Raw genomic sequence first — 15,823 nt, 5'->3', positions numbered from 1 at the left:
CATGATCACGGTGGATTATAAAAAATGTTTACACCAGTTAACATTCTGAATACCTCTATAATCATTGTAATTATGTAATCAGCAATTGTTATAAATTTTGATTTAAAACATAAAAGCCAGTGACAGTGCACTGGCTTTATAGCGATTAATTTGATCTTAGATCAAATTAATCTTCGTCATCATACTCATCTTCAGGGAAAGCATTTTCTTCCAAAGAAGCATCAAAGATTAAGATGGCTTTACCGTCAGTTTGAATCATGCCTTGATCTTCAAGTGTCTTGAGGACACGTCCAACCATTTCACGAGAACAACCGACAATACGACCAATCTCTTGACGGGTAATACGAATCTGACGACCATTTGGCAGAATCATTGCCTCTGGTTGAGCAGATAAGTCAATTAAACAACGCGCGATACGACCAGACACATCAATAAATGCCAGATCGGTCACTTTACGTGTGGTGTTTTTAAGACGGCGAACCAGTTGAGCAAACACAGCATAGCTTAAGTCTGGATATTGTTTACTTAACTCATGGAAATTGTCGTAAGTGATTTCTGCGATTTCGCAGACATCGCGTGTACGTACTTCTGCGGTACGTTGAGGGTTCTTTTCAAAAAGCCCCATTTCGCCAAAGAAGTCGCCTGGATTTAAGTAGGCAACTACGATTTCACGTTCGTCATCTTCACGTAAGATAATTGACACTGAACCTTTTAATATTAAATACAGTGATTTTGATTCCGTTCCAGCGTCAACAATCGTGGTGCGTTTAGGATATCTATTAATATGAGCACGTTTTAGCAGCGCTTTAACTGATTCAGGTAGTTGACCTGGTGATAAAGCATCAGTGCTAAGTTGTGAAAAATTTGAAGTCATGCTTAAAATTTCCGAATTTGGATAAAACCGATCGCACAGACCCTTAAAAGAGCCTTTTCTACACAGAAGAGATGAAATTCCTTATCAACTCATTTTATGTTAGTGTACAAGAACAGAGTAAATTTATAACGTTTTTCGGGTAGTTGCAATGCAAACAAGTGTACATTGGTTAGAGAATGTTGCTTTTGAAGCAAAATCAGAAAGTGGCCACAGTGTGGTGATGGATGGTTCTGCCGAATATGGGGGTGAAAACCGTGGTCCACGTCCTATGGAATTGATTTTAATGGGACTTGGTGGGTGTGCTTCGTTTGATATTGTGACTATTTTAAAGAAATCTCGTCAAGATGTGACCGATGTCGTATGTCAGCTTAAAGCAGAAAGAGCAGATAGCATTCCAGCGGTGTTTACCAAAATTCATTTGCACTTCGTTGTGACTGGTAAAGCTGTGAAATCTAAACAGGTGGAAAAGGCCGTAGAACTCTCTGCTGAAAAATATTGTTCAGCCAGTAAAATGCTGTCTGATGGTGGTGTCGAAATTACCCACGACTTCGAAATTATTGAAGCTGCATAAAGCTTAAACTATTAAGTTTTGCTAAAAAGTGATCTGTTTTTGAACCGATCACTTTTTTATTTGTTGTTCTGTTTATTTTAAAAATAATTGTGGATCTACCCGAGCATTATTCAGGCTCATTCCCCAGTGTAAATGAGGGCCTGTTACGCGTCCTGTTTTACCGACCAGCCCAAGTATCTCACCTTGCTGGATGCGTTGACCTTTCTCTACATTAATTTTGCTGAGATGACAGAACATACTGATCAGCCCCTGACCATGATCAATCAGTACCGTATTACCATTAAAGAAATAATTGCCTGTTCCTACAACAACGCCATCCGCAGGGGCTACCACTTTCTGTCCTACGGGTGCTGGAATATCGAGGCCAGAATGTGGTGCGCGTTCTTCTCCATTGAAAAAGCGTTTTCTGCCAAAAGAGTTGCTAAATTTACCTGCGGTAGGGCGGATGAAATTGGGAAAGCTATTCCAGTTACTTTGAGTAAATGAACTATAAATATCGTTTTGCTCTTTTGCTTCACTTGCATAACGGTCGAGCTGATCCTGATTAGGATTGACATAATCCTGATTCTTGACGTTTAAACGTTGTTCCGCATAACGATATGGCGTTACTTCGATCTGAATCGGAGAAGCATTGGTGGTTAAGTTCAAACTGCCTAATGGCGCAGAAAGTGGAATACCAAACACGGCATATCGTTGTGCGCCTTCTTGTGTAATGAGTACAGGTTTTTGCTCATAAAAGACTTGAGTGGTATTTGCTGTCAAGGGAATGACTGCAATCCCACCAGCGCGGCGAGAATCTTGTGGAAGTTGGGCAAATGCCGAATGAAGAGGAAGTAGGCAAGCTGCGCCGAGTAAAATTTTTTTTAAGTACATGAGCATCATTTTGAATCAACTAAAGTGTTAAGCTAAATCGTTCGGTCAAAAATCACAATAATGATTTTGTTCAGAATCGAATAGACAGAAAAATTATACAAAAGATACTTGAAATAGATTGTTTATACACCCATATTATTACTGAGTTTTATCTGTATAATGTTTTATAAAATATTGAAAAATATATAAATTTTTATTTGAAATTTAGAAAATCGTTCCCATCTAAGTGATAAGTTAGAAATTTGTTGTGAGGAATAACAAGAATGCGATTTGAAAAATTTACAAACCGCTTACAGCAAGCACTCTCAGATGCACAATCATTGGCAATGGGTAAAGACCATACCTCGATTGCAGGTATTCATATTCTTTCTACCTTATTGGAAGAACCTGCCAATTTGAGTTTGCTGCAACAAGCGGGTGCACGTTTACCAGAGTTAAAGCAGAAACTGGAACAAGCATTGCAAAATGCGCCAACCTTGGCAAATCCTACGGGTGATATCAATCTTAATCCTGAAGCGGTAAAGGCGCTGAATTTAGCTGACCGTTATGCACAGAAAGCAGGTGATGAGTTTTTATCAACCGATTGGGTATTACTCGGTCTGGCAGAAACAGGCGAAACCAAAACCATTTTAAATGGCGTGGGTGTTACGCCAGATAATTTACGTAAAGTAATTGAAAATATTCGAGGAAATGACAAAGTCATGAGCAATAATCATGAAGATCAACGTGACTCACTTAATAAATACACCATTGATTTAACTGAACGTGCCTTAGCGGGCAAGCTTGATCCCGTGATTGGCCGTGATGATGAGATTCGCCGTACCATTCAGGTGTTATCGCGCCGTACTAAAAACAACCCAGTGTTGATTGGTGAACCAGGGGTGGGTAAAACAGCGATTGTTGAAGGTTTGGCACAACGTATTATCAATGGCGAAGTCCCAGAGAGCTTAAAGAACAAGCGTGTGCTTTCACTTGACTTGGGCTCATTGCTTGCGGGCGCAAAATATCGTGGTGAGTTTGAGGAGCGTTTAAAAGCAGTCCTTAAAGACCTTGCGAAGCACGAAGGTGAGATCATCCTGTTTATTGACGAGTTACATACGCTTGTTGGCGCAGGTAAAGGTGATGGCGCGATGGATGCAGGTAATATGCTAAAACCTGCTTTGGCGCGTGGTGAGCTCCGTTGTGTGGGCGCGACCACTTTAGATGAGTACCGTCAATACATCGAGAAAGATGCTGCGCTTGAGCGTCGTTTCCAGAAAGTGTTGGTCGATGAGCCGAGTGTAGAAGATACCATTGCGATCCTACGTGGTCTTAAAGAAAAATATGCAACCCATCACGGTGTGCAAATTCTCGACTCAGCCATTATTGCTGCAGCGAAGATGTCTCATCGTTATATTACTGATCGTCAATTACCAGATAAGGCGATTGACTTGATTGATGAGGCTGCATCGCGGATTAAAATGGAAATTGATTCTAAGCCAGAAGCTTTGGATAAACTTGATCGCCGTTTAATCCAGTTGAAAATGCAATTGGAAGCGGTGAAAAAAGATGAAGATGCGGGCAGTAAAGCCGAAGTGAATCATCTTGAGCAACAGATTGCGGAAAAGCAAAAAGAGTACAATGATCTTGAAGAGATCTGGAAAGCTGAAAAAACACTGGTTGAAGGTGATAAGAAGGCACAGGTTGAACTTGATCAGGCGCGTAGTGCTTTGGAAAAAGCCAAACGTGAAGGTGATTTGGCTGAAGCTGCACGCTTGCAATATGGAGTCATTCCAGAGTTACAAAAACGTCTGGAGCAGGCCGAAGTTGCTGAGGAAAATGAAGAACCGAAGCTGATTCGTACCAAAGTCACTGAAAACGAAATTGCTGAAGTCGTGAGTGCGGCAACAGGAATTCCTGTGGCGAAAATGCTACAAGGTGAACGTGAAAAACTTCTCAATATGGAAGAGTTTTTACACAACCGTGTTGTTGGGCAGGATGAAGCTGTGGTTGCTGTTTCCAATGCAGTACGCCGTTCACGTGCAGGTTTATCTGACCCGAACCGCCCAAGTGGATCATTCTTGTTCCTTGGCCCGACAGGTGTGGGTAAAACGGAGCTAACCAAAGCATTGGCTAACTTCTTGTTTGATAGCGACGATGCCATGATTCGTATTGATATGTCCGAATTCATGGAAAAACATTCTGTCAGCCGTCTAGTCGGTGCGCCTCCAGGCTATGTCGGTTATGAAGAAGGTGGTGTTTTAACTGAAGCCGTTCGTCGTAAGCCGTATAGCGTGGTGTTATTCGATGAGGTGGAAAAAGCACATCCAGATGTATTCAATATCTTATTACAAGTATTGGATGATGGTCGCTTAACGGACTCACAAGGTCGTGTGGTTGACTTTAAGAACACGGTGATCGTAATGACCTCTAACCTAGGTTCGCAAGATGTACGTGAACTGGGAGAAGGTGCAACTGATGATGAAGTACGGGCAGTGGTGATGAGTGCGGTAACGCAGCATTTCCGTCCAGAGTTTATCAACCGTATTGATGAGTTGGTCATTTTCCATTCTCTGCAAAAAGCACAGATTCGTGGTATTGCAGACATTCAGTTAGATCGTTTACGCACACGTTTGAGTGAACGTGATATGGGCTTAACTGTGGATGATACTGCTTTTGATCTGTTGATTGATGCTGGTTTTGATCCTGTATATGGTGCGCGTCCATTGAAACGGGCGATTCAGCAACAGGTTGAAAATAGTCTGGCTCAGAAAATCCTATCTGGTGAGTTCCAGCCTGGAGACAATATCCTGATCAAAGGTGAGAATGGTCATCTGGTATTTGATAAGTTAAAACTGAGCTAAGCGGAAGTTTTAATGTTTTACCCAAAAAGATGGTGATGAAAGTCACCATCTTTTTTTATGTTGGTGCATCTGGTCAGATTTTTACAGGAATATTACCAATGACATTGCCACGTCTATAAAAACTTGATAACTTCAAAACAAATAAGAAAAAAATTCAGGATGAATTAAAATGCAAAATAACAGACATCATTGCACAGGTACGTGTGTAATTTTGTTGTTCACGGCTTTATCTTCTATCGGACATGCTGCACAGCCATTGCCTGAGGGAACCTTGTCTTTGCAAACAGGTGCATTAAATAATGCCTTGCCAAGTATCATTATCAAAGCTCAACAAGATGCATTAAAGCCTGCGGAGGAACGCTGGCGTTCACAGCGTGTGTTGAGTGACCGGAATTTACGTGAAATTCGTGTCAGTATGCTTGCCGAAGGAGGTTTTTCGGCTTACGAAGAGCAGAAAAAAACCACGGTGATGGATGTTCGTGAGAAAAGAAAAGCGACCATAAAACCCCATACTGAGGCTCCTGATCGCTTTATGATTTATGAGTTTGACTCACCGAACGTAAAAAAAAGCAAAATTACCTTTCGGTGAGTATTCAAAACACTTAAATACTTGGGTGCTGAATTTTCCAGGCACGATGGATTTTTTGATTACGTTTGAAATCCAGTCCGATGGTTTCAGAAGTGATTTCTTCGACCTGATACATGGCTTCAATCTCTTCGTCTAGCTCAAAACCACGATAGTTATTTGAGAAGTAGAGCGTACCGTCGCTGGTTAAGCGATTCATGGCACGTTTAAGCAATGAAACGTGGTCGCGTTGCACGTCAAAAGTACCGTAGAACTTCTTCGAGTTAGAGAAGGTTGGTGGATCAATGAAGATGAGATCGTATTGCTCATGACCTTCTTTTAACCACTCAAAGCAGTCACTGGCGAAGAACATATGTTGTTCATCTGCATGATCTACGGTTAAACCATTCAGAACAAAGTTCTCTTTTGACCAGCTCAGATAAGTATTAGATAAATCGACACTGGTTGTGCTCGCTGCACCCCCTAAAGCGGCATGCAGGCTAGCAGTAGAGGTATAGCTATACAGATTAAGGAAGTGCTTGCCGCGTGCCTCTTTAGCAATGCGTAAACGCATCTGGCGGTGATCAAGGAACAAACCTGTATCCAGATAATCAGTCAGATTCACCAAGATACGTGCATCGCCTTCTTGTACGATAAAGCGTTTAGATGCAGTACTTTGTTTGGTGTACTGATTCGTTCCGGCTTGACGGGCACGGGTTTTAATAAAGATGGCATCACGATTTAGACCTGTTACTGCACGGATTGCAGCAAGACCAAGGTTAAAACGTTTTTTTGCTTTTTCTGGGTCAATTTTTTTCGGTGGTGCATATTCTTGTACATGCAATTTGTCACCGTACAAATCAACTGCGATATTAAAGTCTGGTAAATCTGCATCGTATAAGCGTAAGCAATAGATATTTTCCTTCACTGCCCACTTTTTCAAAGTTTGCATATTCTTTTGCAAACGGTTGGTAAAGTCTTCGGCGCCTTCAATTGCTTCAAATTGTTGTGGTTGCCAATTTGCCAAGAAGGGTTGAGTGACAGTCGCAGGTTTTACCGTACCAAAACGTGTATAAATTGGTAATTTACCATTCATTAAACGCAAGGTTTGTGGATCGTTAAAGGCTAGTACATCTGCCTGCTCAATTTGAGCCGCAATAATGGCTGCACGCTGATTTGGGAAATTCTTTTGAAGTAAGGCAGATAAGCCTAGATACAAAGAACGATTCGATGCTTTATCGCCTAAACGCTCACCATACGGTGGGTTGGTGACGATAAAAGCTTTTTTACCTTCGGCATGGAAATCATCCCAGTCTGCCAAAGTGCGTTCTTCAATCTGGATTTGATCAAGTAACTTTTCAAAACCCGCAGCGATAATGTTTTGGCGTGTCGCTTTTACTGCTTCCCAGTCTGCATCATAAGCATAGAATTGTGGTAATGGCTGTTGTAAGGCTTTTTCATGACGCTCAGCAGCTTCGGCTTTGAGAGACATCCATAATTCATGGTCATGCCCATGCCAGCCATTAAAGCCAAAACGGCGCACCAGACCAGGTGCACGATCAGTCAGGATCAAAAGCGATTCAATAATAAATGTACCTGAACCACACATTGGATCAAGAATAATATCGGGTTGATATTGCGCAAGTTGTGCTTTTTGTAAAATTGCTGCAGCCAAGTTTTCTTTAATCGGTGCATCGGTCATAAAACGGCGATAGCCGCGTTTATGTAAAGAATCACCAGATAAATCTAGGCAATAGGTATGTTCGGTTTTACCCGCCAATACATAGAGCGTAATTTCTGGTTGCTTGATATCAATACTTGGACGTTTACCCACAGCTTCCATGAAGGAATCAACTACACCATCTTTAACACGGAGTGTCGCGAATTGAGTATTAACCTTAATTTCACGTTCAACGTGCAAGCGAATCGCAAAGGTACTTTGTGGTGCAAAAATCAAAGACCAGTCAAAGCTGATCGCACCTTCATAGAGTTCTTCTGCGACATCACGGGCGTCATGTGTATGTTCTAGTTCATGTGTATGAATCGGTAAAAGTACGCGAGAGGCGAGACGCGACCACATACAAATGCGATATGCATTTTCGAGTGTGCCTTTAAAAACCAAACGTCCAGCGAAGCGTTGAATGTCTTGAATCCCTAACTGTTCGAGTTCTTGTTGTAATAAGGTTTCAAGTCCATCCGCACAGGTCACCCAATAGTTTGTCAGACGTTGTGTAGAATTCATGCACATTTCCAAAAAAGCAGTTCAGCAATCGGCTATTTTAACTGATTTTTGTTTGTTCTGTCGGTGCATATTTGTGTGATTGTCAGCTTTATCATCGTTTCGATGCAATTTTTTCATTGATAGGCCGTGATTAAGCATGATTTTTTTAAATTGATCGGGCGGTTTTAATCATGATTTGAATAATTGGTACAGCTTTTGCTTTTTAGTATTCCGTTCATTGGCAAATAATTTTACTTAAAGCGAATGAAATTTAAGCATTTAAATTTGAAGGCTGGGAGAATGTGATGAAGAACGAAGTTTTGGTCAATGCTGAGGCATTTACGATTGCCACTCAAATGTATGTCCGTTTAAGACGTGTTTGTGGGCGTGTAATTGATGTGATGTATCTGGTGAATAATAAGGATTATGCCAAACATGTGCTGGGCATTGCTCTCGATACTCAAGATCCGGAATTAGAACGCTTTGTGGCACGCTTGAGTCCATTGGTCGAGCTATATCCTGAGCCTGTTTCGATAGTAAAGGAGAACACGTCAGATCTTCAAAAAGAAGTCGCTTCAGATGCCTATTCAATAGAAGTAACCGAGGAAGAAATTTATCAGGCTCAGGTTCATCATCACTATATTGGTGCATTACGTTAAGTTATAAGTCACATAAGCTATAGATTATAAAAGGGATGTAAGGGGGAAATTACATCCTTTTTTTACTTAAGTGCTGAAAACTTCAACTACGCACCAAATCTAAAGTCTGTATAATGCGTTAACTTAACGTGTTAGGAATCTCTTATGCACTTGGCGGCATTGCATACTTTGAGTCAGATCCAGCTCAATCAACAAGGAAATCTAAAACACTTTTTAACAATTGAGGGTCTTTCTAAAGAAACCTTGACCAAGATTTTAGATACAGCGCAAAGCTTTTTAGATGAAAATAATAATTTGATCAACCGTCCGTTACTTGAAGGACTGACGGTAATGAATCTCTTCTTTGAAAACTCCACCCGTACTCGTACCACTTTTGAAGCAGCAGCAAAACGTTTGTCTGCCAATGTCTTGAACATCGATATTGCACGTTCAAGTACCTCGAAAGGCGAGACGCTACGCGATACATTGTGGAATCTGGAAGCTATGGCAGCGGATATTTTCGTGGTACGTCATTCTTCATCGGGTGCAGCTCATTTTATTGCCAAAGATGTCTGTCCGAATGTCGCGATTATCAATGCAGGTGATGGTCGTCACGCACATCCAACTCAGGCCATGCTGGACATGTTGACCATTCGCCGTGAGACCAAGAAACCATTTGAAGAGCTGACAGTCGCCATTATTGGTGACATCAAACATTCACGTGTAGCACGTTCGAATGTAGCAGCGTTGCAAACATTGGGCTGTAAAGACATTCGTGTAATTGCACCAAATACTTTATTGCCAGTGGGTTTTAATGAATATGGTGAGCATGTTCGTCTGTTTAATAAAATGGATGAAGGTGTGAAAGATTGCGATGTGATTATTGCCTTACGTATCCAAAATGAACGTATTGATTCACCAGCCTTATCATCACAGGCCGAATTCTACAAAATGTATGGTTTAAACAAAGAGCGTCTGGCGCTGGCAAAACCTGATTGTATCGTGATGCATCCTGGCCCAATGAACCGTGGTGTTGAAATTGACTCGAGCGTGGCAGATGGGGATCAATCCGTAATTTTAAAACAGGTCACCAACGGTATTGCGGTTCGTATGGCTGTACTGGCACTTGCGATGCAAGGGCAGTTACAAGAACAAGGTTTAATTGAAGCGATTGCACTGTAAGGGATAGATCACATGAGTATTGTAAAAATTGAAAATGTCCGTGTGCTCGATCCAATTCAACAGACTGATCAGGTGCAAACGGTTTATATCGAAAATGGTAAGCGTATTGATGCCGTTGATCAGGTGGATGAAACCATCAATGGTCAAGGCAAATGGTTAATGCCAACCATGGTGGACTTGTGCGCAAGAATGCGTGAGCCGGGTCAGCAACAGCATGGAACCTTAAAGTCGGAAGGAAAAGCTGCACGTGCCAATGGTATTTTGCATGTTATTACGCCACCAGACTCAAAGCCAATCGTGCAAGATAATGGTGCCTTGATCCACGGTCTGATTGAAAAAGCTCAACTGGATGGCGGAATTTATCTACATATTATTGGCGCACAAACGCAAGGTTTAAATGGTAAGCAACCTGCCAATATGGCAAGTTTAAAGAAGGGTGGCTGTACTGCTGTTTCAAATGCCAATGCTGCATTTGAAAATGATGATGTGGTGATCCGTACCCTTGAATATGCCGCAGGCTTGGGTTTAACCGTCGTGTTCTATGGAGAAGAACCGCAAATTGCCAAAGATGGTTGTGCGCATGAAGGCTTCATCGCTTCTCGCCAAGGCCTACCGATGATTCCTGCAATTGCGGAAACGGTTGCGATTGCTAAATATCTTTTGATGATTGAAGCAACCGGTGTGAAAGCACATTTTGGTTTATTGTCTTGCGGCGCATCGGTCGATTTGATCCGTGCAGCAAAGGCCAAAGGCTTACCTGTGACTGCAGATGTCGCGATGCATCAGTTACATCTCACCGAGCAATTGACCGATGGCTTTAATTCACTTGCACATGTGCGCCCGCCATTGCGTTCGGAACAGGATAAAGAGTTATTACGTCAGGGCGTAAAAGAAGGCGTGATTGACGCAATCTGTACCCATCATGAACCTTTGAGCAGCTCAGCGAAAATGGCACCTTTTGCGGAAACTCAACCAGGGATTACTGCATTTGATACCTATGTCGCTCTCGGTGTGCAACTGATTCAGGAAGGACTGTTTGAGCCGTTGGAATGGGTGGCAAAAGTCACTTCGACACCAGCACAAGTTGCCAATATGACAGAACGTTGGATACAGGAAGCAGGCTGGGTATTGGTTGATCCAGAACTACAATGGACTGTGTCTAAAGAAAGCATTCTTTCACAAGGTAAGAATACACCACTTATTGGCCAGCAATTGACAGGTAAAGTTGTGACCACTTTCGCGTAAAGCAAAAGCTTGTTTATGTAGCGGAATAGGAGCTAAGTCTTATTCCGCTTTGTAAAATGTGATGTAGATATTGTATTTAAATTTTACAGAATAGATAAAAACAAGAAAAAATAGATTAAAGTAATTATATAAATGAGATATGCCTTACATAAAATTATAAAAAAGAGAAATAAGCCATTCTAATAATTGGAGCTTAATACGATGTCTATACATCCTATGGAATTACTTAAACAGAAAGTTTCATCTGTGATTGTAAATGATCAAACCAGCTTGGTGAATGAAAAAAATGATGTCTTATCAAGATTTTATCCTATCTTACTTTATCGTTTTCTAGAAAAGCCTGAGCTGGTCGATAAGTTAAGAGAAAAACTTACGCCTTCTATTTTTGATTTACTGGAAGAAAATGAGCGTGTTAAGAATGCGTTGTTGTTGAGACTGGCCGCGGGAAAGGTGTCCGTAGCTGAGGTAGAGATTACCTTAAATCGGGCTATTCCTAAAAGTCTGGCGGTTTTATCCAATGAAGTGGGCAATGATGCGATGGCGATCATTTATTATTTAAGAGATCATAAAGCATCGATTTATTCTTTATTGCCGAGCTGGACTACCGGAGTTTTGGCACAATTAAATGAAACCTATATTAAAGAGCAATTGCTAGACGTTATTCCCGCTATTCCTATCGTGCCTCCTACAAAAAAGCAGAACAAGATCTTTCCACTTTTTACAGTGCTTTTTGGCTTTTCCCTGATTTTTTTATATCATTTAAGTAAATGATGCTTGCTGGTTTGAATGTATAGTCTAGAGTGAATTTCTTATTTTTATAATCTTCTGATTTTAAATATAAAAATAGATAATTGTGAAGAATATAAGGTTGTTTTTTGATTTGGTAATATTGTACCAATTGTTAAAAAAGATGCGCATTTCTTATTTTTCTTTGTAAATTGTGATGTAAGTATTGTATTTAAATTATATAAAAATGAATAAAAAAAATACAAAAGATTAGAATGAAAAAGCAGCAGTTCACTTGAGCTTCGCTTTTTTCTTGAGTGTTCTGAATATTATAAATTTAATGTGTTGGAGTGAATAACAATGTCAATAAACCCAATGGAACTGTTAAAGCAGAAAGTGACTTCGATGATCGTGAGTGATCAAGACGGTCTAGTAAATGAAAAAAGTGCTCTTTTATCTAGGTTCTATCCCATTTTACTTTCTATTTTAGCGGCAAAACCTGAACTTATTCAGAAATTAAAAGATTCTATTTCGCCCTCACTATCAGATTTATTAGGGCATAATGACCAAGTCAAAAATGCGCTTCTGACCAATTTAAGCAATGGGCAACTTTCCAGTGCTGAAACAGAACAAACGTTAACTCAAGCGATTCCAAAAAGTCTGGCCGCTTTAACCAGTGAAGCTGGCAATGATACGCAAAGTATTGTGAACTATTTAAAACAACATATGGATTCGATCCGTTCATTATTGCCAGCATGGGCGGTTGGTCTATTGGCGCCACTCGGGTTGGTGTCGAGCGCATCTGCTGCTACTTCTAACTTTGCCAATACTTCGGCAGCGACGGGACCTAAATCTCGTGCATGGCTACCTATTGTGGCCTTGATTATTCTCGGTTTATTGGTGGCTTGGTTGTGGAAGTCTTGTCAAAACAAACAGGCGACTGCACCTGTAACTCATGATACAAATTCAGCCTCAGAAGTTGCGGCAGATGCTGCACCAGCGACATTAGCTTTAAGCACCGATGGTTCAGGTAATCTTGCCCAATGTCAGGTGGGTGTTGGGGATCAAGGATTTTTGGCGACCATACAGGCCAAAGTCAAAGAGGTTTTTTCTGCGAATCAGGATTGTACAGTTGATACTGCAACAAAACATGCTGGAACCTTTATGGATCAGGCAGGTCTTGCTGGCGTATTAGGTCTACTGAAAGGTGTGCCGAATGTTTCTCTGGACTGGATTGGTGACAAGATCACTTTGAAAGGTGGAGATGCGAATCAACTTAACGATTTACTTGGCAAAATTAAAGCTTTGGTGCCCAATACAGAAGTGGTGGTTGAAGCTCCAATGACTGCCGCTGATTCTGTGAGTCATAGTTTAAATGCCGCACAAGATGCTTTAGCAAATATTGATGCCAATCAGGTTGATATTAATGATGTGATCAAGGCATTAAACCTACAGATTATTAATTTCTCTACAGGTTCAAACCAGATTCCAGATGAGAATAAAGCCATTCTGGATAAAGCTGCGGCATTAATGAAAAATACCAAAGATGCGAAATTGACTGTGGCGGGTTATACCGACTCAACAGGTAACGCGAACAGTAATAAAACGTTATCGCAAAAACGTGCTCAAGCTGTGGTGGATTATTTGGTGAGTCAGGGCGTTGCTGCTGACCAGCTAACAGCAGTTGGGCATGGTGCAGATAATCCAGTTGCAGATAATACAACGGAAGAAGGACGTTTTAAAAACCGACGTATTGAGTTCTCAATCACACCTTAAATTTGGAATGATGCAACACTTTAAAGGAGCTATTAGGATAATAGCTCCTTTAATTTTGACTTATAATTACATTTAAAGTCTTATCTCAAAATTAATTTAAATAAAGTCAAAGAAAAGACTCGAATAGATCGAATTAAATTGAGTAGAATACGCCCGAAAATAAGATAATAGGGTAATTAATATGAATAAGTTTTTGATATTCACCACATTAACGACAGCAATTTTATTAACAGGATGCGATAAATTCAAACCCAAAGAGAAAGTTGAAAATATTGATACAGCTGTTTCAGAATGGAGTTGTACCAATCAAGATAACTTGAATAATATTCAGGCAGCTTTAAAGAAAGCCTATTTAAAGCAAATTGAACGGAGTTTGCGAGAAAGCGAATATCAGGCTGATTATGAAATTTTAGATAAAATTAACAAGGGACTGAAATTTGAAATCAAAAATGTCCGTACTTTAGATAATAGCGACAGTGAGCAAGCGTCAAAAACATTACTGGATTGTGATAGCCAATTGGTGATTTCATTCCCGAAAGGCTTACAGAAACGTGCTGAAAATGCGTATCTCGAAGAGCAGAAATATCAACGAGATGGTGAGGATGAAGGCCAGTCGACTTATACTTTAGGTGATTATTTCTCAGATAGTGACTATCCATTAAAGCTTGAAGATGATCAGTTGCGTGGTGAGTTTTCTTATAATCTGACCAAAACCGATAAAGATGGTGTCGTGTTGAATATTCCAGATCAAAATGCCGTGATTGATGGTGTTGTGTTTATGGCGACCAAAGCCGTGCATTACATGGCGTATTTAAAAGAAAACCGCCTGATTGAACAGAATAGTGAAAAGGCCCAGCAGGAGTATGATGCAAAGTCATCTGCTCAAATGGATCTGGCGCAAAAGGCCATGAATATTCGTAACAAAGAGCTGGATGCTGAAAAGGCAAAACAAGTGGAACGTTTAAATCAGACGTGGGATAAGTTCAGTCCTGAACAAAAGGCACAATTACAGCAGGATCAGTCAGACTGGTTTGAGAAACGTGATGTAGATTGTAAAGTGCTGTCACAGAAGAGTGTTTATGATACTCCTGAAAAAGACCGGGAAACTTATCAGAAACAGGCGGGTTACTGGAATGATGCGATGCATCAGCAAGATCAGGATATGCAATATACCAAATGCTTTATCCAACGCACGATTGAACGGATTGTTTACCTAAATAATGTCAATTAAATAAACAAGTAGAAAAGGACGAATTGATTCGTCCTTTTTTTATTGGCATGCTTAAGCAAATCACGTGCTTAGATAAAGTTTATGAAAATTACATTGATTGGTGCAGGGCGGGTTGCGACACATTTAGCTCGAGCTTTAAAACAGCAGCATCAGATTGCGCAAGTGTTTAGCCGAGACTTACATCATGCTGGTACCCTTGCAGATCAAGTAAATGCTCAAGCGATTAATCAGGTTAATCAACTTGATCCACAGGTAGATTTGGTAATTATTGCGGTAAGTGATCAGGCCATTTCCAGCGTAATTGAGTCGATTACAGCTTATTTACCAGATAATCTGATTGTACATACCTCGGGCAGCACCAGTTTATCGGTTCTACAAAATACTCATTATCGAGCTGGTGTGTTTTATCCTTTGCAAACCTTTAGTTTTGAACGGGATGTGAACTGGGCAGAAACCCCTTTATTTGTTGAAGCTGCTGAGCAGCAGGATTTAGCTTTTTTAACAGAATTAGCAAACAGTTTAAGCCATCGTGTCTATCAATATAGTTCTAAGCAAAGACAAACTTTACATTTATCGGCTGTATTTGCTTGTAATTTCAGCAATTATTGCTATGACTTGGCAAAACAAATTGTAGATGCCGAGCAGGTTGATTTTAGTTTGTTATATCCTTTAATTATGGAAACTGCGAATAAGGCGACCCAGAATGACCCTAAACAAATGCAGACAGGGCCTGCAATGCGTGGTGATCAGAATATATTAAAGATGCAGCGCCATTTATTAGCGGAGACACAACGTAACGATCTGGAAAATATCTATGCTTTGATGAGTGAAGGGATTTATAAACGCCATATAAATCAAGAGTAACGATAATTATACAAAATAGACAAATTTGTCTATTTTGTATAAAATGCGGAAAATTTGAGTAAATATTTTATAAAAAATATGTTGAGTAATATATTTCAAGCCTTGGACAGTTTAGGCCTCACAGCACAGAAACGTGCGATCCATATTCAGTTTTCAAATCAAAATTTAAATTCCCAAGTCTTCCTGCAACGTATTGATGGCCAGCATGAATTAA

14 protein-coding genes are annotated in these 15,823 nt (G+C 40.4%); 11 read left to right on the top strand and 3 right to left on the bottom strand.

From position 1 onward, the window contains the following. Positions 1–166: 166 nt before the first annotated feature. Positions 167–874, bottom strand: a complete 708-nt coding sequence (crp, locus tag AWW72_RS07115) for a cAMP-activated global transcriptional regulator CRP (protein ID WP_004772727.1) — start codon at positions 872–874, stop codon at positions 167–169. A 148-nt stretch (positions 875–1,022) separates the two neighbouring features. Between crp and AWW72_RS07110 the strand changes: the two genes are divergently transcribed. Beyond that, complete coding sequence (locus AWW72_RS07110; RefSeq protein ID WP_004772726.1) at positions 1,023–1,445, top strand: OsmC family protein; 423 nt, start codon at positions 1,023–1,025, stop codon at positions 1,443–1,445. Between the two features lie 72 nt (positions 1,446–1,517). On the opposite strand, the gene AWW72_RS07105 is transcribed toward AWW72_RS07110, so the two are convergent. Beyond that, entirely contained in the window at positions 1,518–2,318 is an 801-nt protein-coding gene (locus AWW72_RS07105; protein ID WP_062846880.1) for a peptidoglycan DD-metalloendopeptidase family protein, read from the bottom strand. A gap of 263 nt (positions 2,319–2,581) precedes the next feature. Here AWW72_RS07105 and clpB point away from each other — a divergent pair, with 263 nt between their 5' ends. Together clpB and AWW72_RS07095 are read left to right on the top strand one after the other, a co-directional pair. After that, the gene (gene clpB, locus AWW72_RS07100) at positions 2,582–5,161 is read left to right on the top strand and encodes an ATP-dependent chaperone ClpB (protein WP_062846879.1); all 2,580 of its coding nucleotides are present in this window, start codon (positions 2,582–2,584) and stop codon (positions 5,159–5,161) included. Positions 5,162–5,330: 169 nt separating this feature from the next. Continuing rightward, positions 5,331–5,750 carry a hypothetical protein gene (locus AWW72_RS07095; protein WP_062846878.1) on the top strand — a complete coding sequence of 140 codons (420 nt, stop codon included), beginning with the start codon at positions 5,331–5,333 and terminating at the stop codon, positions 5,748–5,750. Positions 5,751–5,763: 13 nt separating this feature from the next. On the opposite strand, the gene rlmKL is transcribed toward AWW72_RS07095, so the two are convergent. Then, positions 5,764–7,968 (bottom strand): bifunctional 23S rRNA (guanine(2069)-N(7))-methyltransferase RlmK/23S rRNA (guanine(2445)-N(2))-methyltransferase RlmL, encoded by a 2,205-nt coding sequence (rlmKL, locus tag AWW72_RS07090; RefSeq protein WP_005258095.1) that lies wholly within the window; start codon positions 7,966–7,968, stop codon positions 5,764–5,766. 284 nt (positions 7,969–8,252) lie between these two features. Here rlmKL and AWW72_RS07085 point away from each other — a divergent pair, with 284 nt between their 5' ends. From AWW72_RS07085 to AWW72_RS19850, 8 genes are all read left to right on the top strand, one after another. Beyond that, entirely contained in the window at positions 8,253–8,606 is a 354-nt protein-coding gene (locus AWW72_RS07085) for a hypothetical protein (RefSeq protein WP_062846877.1), read from the top strand. 144 nt (positions 8,607–8,750) lie between these two features. Next, entirely contained in the window at positions 8,751–9,767 is a 1,017-nt protein-coding gene (locus tag AWW72_RS07080; RefSeq protein WP_004772716.1) for an aspartate carbamoyltransferase catalytic subunit, read from the top strand. A 12-nt stretch (positions 9,768–9,779) separates the two neighbouring features. Then, positions 9,780–11,012 (top strand): dihydroorotase, encoded by a 1,233-nt coding sequence (locus AWW72_RS07075; protein WP_062846876.1) that lies wholly within the window; start codon positions 9,780–9,782, stop codon positions 11,010–11,012. Positions 11,013–11,213: 201 nt separating this feature from the next. Further along, entirely contained in the window at positions 11,214–11,783 is a 570-nt protein-coding gene (locus AWW72_RS07070; RefSeq protein WP_062846875.1) for a hypothetical protein, read from the top strand. Positions 11,784–12,098: 315 nt separating this feature from the next. Then, the gene (locus AWW72_RS07065; protein WP_062846874.1) at positions 12,099–13,514 is read left to right on the top strand and encodes an OmpA family protein; all 1,416 of its coding nucleotides are present in this window, start codon (positions 12,099–12,101) and stop codon (positions 13,512–13,514) included. Positions 13,515–13,695: 181 nt separating this feature from the next. Then, entirely contained in the window at positions 13,696–14,745 is a 1,050-nt protein-coding gene (locus AWW72_RS07060) for a lysozyme inhibitor LprI family protein (protein ID WP_062846873.1), read from the top strand. Between the two features lie 81 nt (positions 14,746–14,826). Beyond that, entirely contained in the window at positions 14,827–15,609 is a 783-nt protein-coding gene (locus tag AWW72_RS07055) for a Rossmann-like and DUF2520 domain-containing protein (protein WP_062846872.1), read from the top strand. 78 nt (positions 15,610–15,687) lie between these two features. Then, positions 15,688–15,823: hypothetical protein (locus AWW72_RS19850; protein WP_502686077.1), on the top strand; the 136-nt coding region annotated here is incomplete at its 3' end.

The sequence above is a fragment of the Acinetobacter sp. NRRL B-65365 genome (genome assembly GCF_001605865.1).
GTDB lineage: Bacteria > Pseudomonadota > Gammaproteobacteria > Pseudomonadales > Moraxellaceae > Acinetobacter > Acinetobacter vivianii.
The sequence above is the reverse complement of the archived record's forward strand: the minus strand, read 5'-3'. Positions and strand labels throughout refer to the sequence as shown.